General features: G+C 62.7%; 2 protein-coding genes. One reads left to right on the top strand and one right to left on the bottom strand.

The features are described from left to right. Positions 1–90: 90 nt before the first annotated feature. Positions 91–441, bottom strand: a complete 351-nt coding sequence (locus tag AN233_RS06295) for an ArsR/SmtB family transcription factor (RefSeq protein ID WP_058365958.1) — start codon at positions 439–441, stop codon at positions 91–93. 114 nt (positions 442–555) lie between these two features. On the opposite strand from AN233_RS06295, the gene AN233_RS06290 reads away from it, so the two are divergent. After that, positions 556–1116, top strand: coding sequence for a DoxX family protein (locus AN233_RS06290; protein WP_058365957.1), 561 nt, complete (start codon positions 556–558; stop codon positions 1114–1116). The last annotated feature ends 301 nt before the right edge of the window (positions 1117–1417 follow it).

Genomic DNA, 1417 nt, shown 5'->3' with positions numbered 1-1417 from the left:
CTGGTACCCACGATAGGCTTGGTACGCGATTACCAGCGCCAGCGCGGTCGTGAACAGCTTGCCGATGACGAATAACGTGTGTTCCATGAGTCAGTCTCCCCGCATCTCCTCGAAGATGGTCGTAATCCGGTCGGCGGGGTCCGGCCGGACATCGATCTGGACATCGAAGCCCTTGGCCTGCAGGAGGACTTCGACGCGTTCGAGGCGCGCCTCGTACTCACTGTAGTGCCGTCCGTCGGGGTCAACGTGCGTGTACTCCTCGAGGAGGCCCTGCTCGACGAGGCGCGTGACACGGCGTGAGACGGTCGGCCGTGACATGTCGCATTCCTCGCTGAGTTCTTTCGCGGACAGTCGGTCGGTCTTCGTCGCCACGAGGATGTCCCGGGCATACTCGTCGTCAAGCGTGGCGAAGATGTCCGACGGGTCGGCCTCCTCAGTCACACGTCCGTACTCGCGACAGGAGCGTAATATAGCCCCCCGGTTTTCTGACTCAGAACGCCGGCTCGCTATTATATCGTCTTACTCCGCCTACTGATAGTTGAAGGTGCAATAATTATGTCCACACTCGACTCCGGCATGAACCAGCTCGAGAGCAGAGTCGGCGGCCTGACCGTCGGCGGGAAAGTCCACAGCCTCAGCGCGTGGTTCGTACTCGCGCTCCGCCTCATGATGGGCTACGCGTTCGCGTACTCCGGGTTCACGAAGATCACCGGCGAGTTCGCCGCCGGCGGCTACCTGTCGAACGTCGCGGCGACGAACGGCAACCCGCTCGCGGGCATGTTCGCGTGGATGGGTAGCACGCCGTGGTTCGTCGAGTTCGCGAACGTCGCCGTCCCGTGGGGCGAGCTGTTCATCGGCCTCGGCCTGCTCGTTGGCGCGTTCGTCCGCCTCGCGGCGTTCTTCGGCGCGCTCATGATGCTCATGTTCTACTTCGGGAACTGGGACATGGGCCACGGGTTCATCAACGGGGACTTCGCGTACATGCTCGTGTTCCTCGCGGTCGCCGCGTTCGCCGCGGGCCGCATCCTGGGCCTCGACCAGTACATCGAGAACTACGACGTCGGCGGCGAGACGCTCGTCGAGCGCTACCCCGCCCTCGAATACATCCTCGGCTAACCACGCCGAGACCTTTGGGAGTACAACAATGCAAAATCCAATTCAAGCACGCGGGATTCGTTCTCTGGGACTCATCGTCGTCGGAGCGCTGGCTCTGGCCGTCGTCGCCGGAATGGCGCTAACACACGCGACTGTCCCAGATGCAATGATGTGGGGCTGGCACGACGGGATGTGGAACGACGGCCACATGGCCGGATGGGGTAGCTGGGGCTGGGGGATGATGCTGTTCGGTCTCCTGTGGATGGCACTCCTCGTCGCCGTCCCCCTCGGTTTCATCTACTGGCTGGGAACGCGGTCGCAA

Origin of the sequence: Haloparvum sedimenti (genome assembly GCF_001462205.1) — an archaeon.
Classification (GTDB): Archaea; Halobacteriota; Halobacteria; order Halobacteriales; family Haloferacaceae; genus Haloparvum; species Haloparvum sedimenti.
Note: the sequence above shows the minus strand (reverse complement) of the source record. Positions and strands in the feature narration are given on the sequence as shown.

Bases quoted from the DNA above. Each gene is read 5' to 3' on its own strand.
- AN233_RS06290 (WP_058365957.1), top strand. From the start codon at position 556: ATGTCCACACTCGACTCCGGCATGAACCAGCTCGAGAGCAGAGTCGGC.